This is a genomic window from Pseudonocardia pini, assembly GCF_013870575.1.
GTDB lineage: Bacteria > Actinomycetota > Actinomycetes > Mycobacteriales > Pseudonocardiaceae > Pseudonocardia > Pseudonocardia pini.
On the sequence record NZ_JACBXB010001002.1, the window covers coordinates 1 to 1,638 of the forward strand.

At 76.0% G+C, this 1,638-nt stretch carries 2 protein-coding genes; both read right to left on the reverse strand.

The annotated features are described in order from the left end of the window. The coding region (locus tag H5J29_RS36020) for a biotin/lipoyl-containing protein (protein ID WP_312858500.1) at positions 1-378 on the reverse strand (378 nt) is incomplete at its 3' end. Between the two features lie 468 nt (positions 379-846). Then, positions 847-1,638 (reverse strand): polyketide synthase dehydratase domain-containing protein (locus H5J29_RS31845; protein WP_181784627.1); only part of this gene is annotated, 792 nt, incomplete at its 5' end.

A 1,638-nucleotide genomic window follows, 5' to 3' on the forward strand; every position in this document is an offset into this window, starting at 1 on the left:
GTGCTCCATCTTCATGGCCTCGAGCACCACCAGCTCGGCCCCCACGGCGACCTCGTCCCCGGGGCTCACCACGACCTGCACGACCACGCCGGGCCGGGCGGCGACGACGGCGTCGGGCACCTCCTCGACGGTCGGCGCCTCGACCTCGGGCGTCTCCTCGGGGAGCAGGGTCTGCGGGGCGGCGGCGACCAGCTCGGCGGTGTGGGCGTCGACCCAGGCCGTGTCGATCCCGCCCGTCACCAGGCCCGGTTCGGCGAGCAGGGCCTGCAGCATCCCGCGGTTGGTCGGCACGCCCGCGAGGTCGAACTCGGCCAGGGCCCGGACGGCGCGGGGGGCGAGGGACGCGGCGTCCCCGCGGACGATCACCTTGGCCAGCAACGAGTCGGGACGGCGCCGTCCGGGTGATCTCGGCCTGTACCGGGTCCGGGGCCGCCGAGGCGGTGGCGCCGACGTACCCGGCCCGGAGCGCGGTCAGCGCCTCCTCCTGCCACGCCGCCTGCACCTCCATCGCCGAGCGGTGGGCGGCGACCAGCTCGGCCCGCAGCTCGCCGACCAGCTCCGCGGCGACCACCGCCGCCGAGGACCGGGTCGGTCCCGTCCCCCGACCGCCGCGCCGATCACCGTGATCCACACCTCGGGCGGCGAGCGGTCGATCGTCGACCGGCCCGCTCCCCGACCGTGGGTCGTGGTTCCCCGCCGCGGCTCGCCCGGACGTCCCGCGATCATGATCCACATTCCGGGCGGGGCGCGGTCGCTCACCGACCGGTCCTCCCGCCTCTCGCGGATCGTGGTCGATCCCGGCGAGTGCGTCGAACGGCTCTCCGTCGAAGGTGATGTGGTCCGTGCTCATCGGCCCTCCTCGTGCCGGACCGCGACCGCCTCGGCGAACTTGGCGGCCAGGTCGGGGGTGCTCACCGCGCCGACGTCGGTCCAGCGCTGCAGCACCCGGCCCGTCGGGTCGGTGACGGTGGCGGTCACGCTGACCCCACCGGTCGTCGGACGGAGGTCGTCGGCGACGACCCGGAACGGCTCGCCGTCCGGGATCGGGGCGTAGAGGTCCACCGCGCCGACGGACAGCGGCAGGCACCCGGCCTGCTGGTGCCAGACCCCCAGCACCGAGGCGACCTGCAGCACGACGTCGCCGAGCACGGGGCTGTGCAGCTCCGCGGCCCATCCACCCCCGGCCAGCGGGGTGTCGGTGAGCGCGCACTCGGCGACCAGCCGGGTGGGCTCGCGGGTGACGACCCTGCGAAGACCCTGCAGCAGCGGGCCGTGGAAGAGGTCGGCGTCGCGGTAGACCTGCAGGCCGTCGTCGCCCTCGGTCGGCCTCCAGGCCTCCGCCTCGGGGGCGACCGCGGGGCCGGCGCTCAGCAGCAGCGTCGCGCCGAAGTGGGGCTGGGTGTCGCCGCTGGTGATCCGGGCGTGGAGGGTCAGCGTGCCGCCCTCAACCGTCCCGCGGTCCAGCGTCAGCCGCAGCTCACCGGGCTCGCTGCCGTCGAGCACGATACCGCGGTGCACCCCGACGTCCCGCAGGCCGACGACTCGCAGGTCGCGGTGGGTCCGCTCCGCGGTCCGCGCCATCCAGCCGATCGCGGCGGAGAGCGGGAGCACCGGGTGGGTGCCGATCCGGTGGTCGCC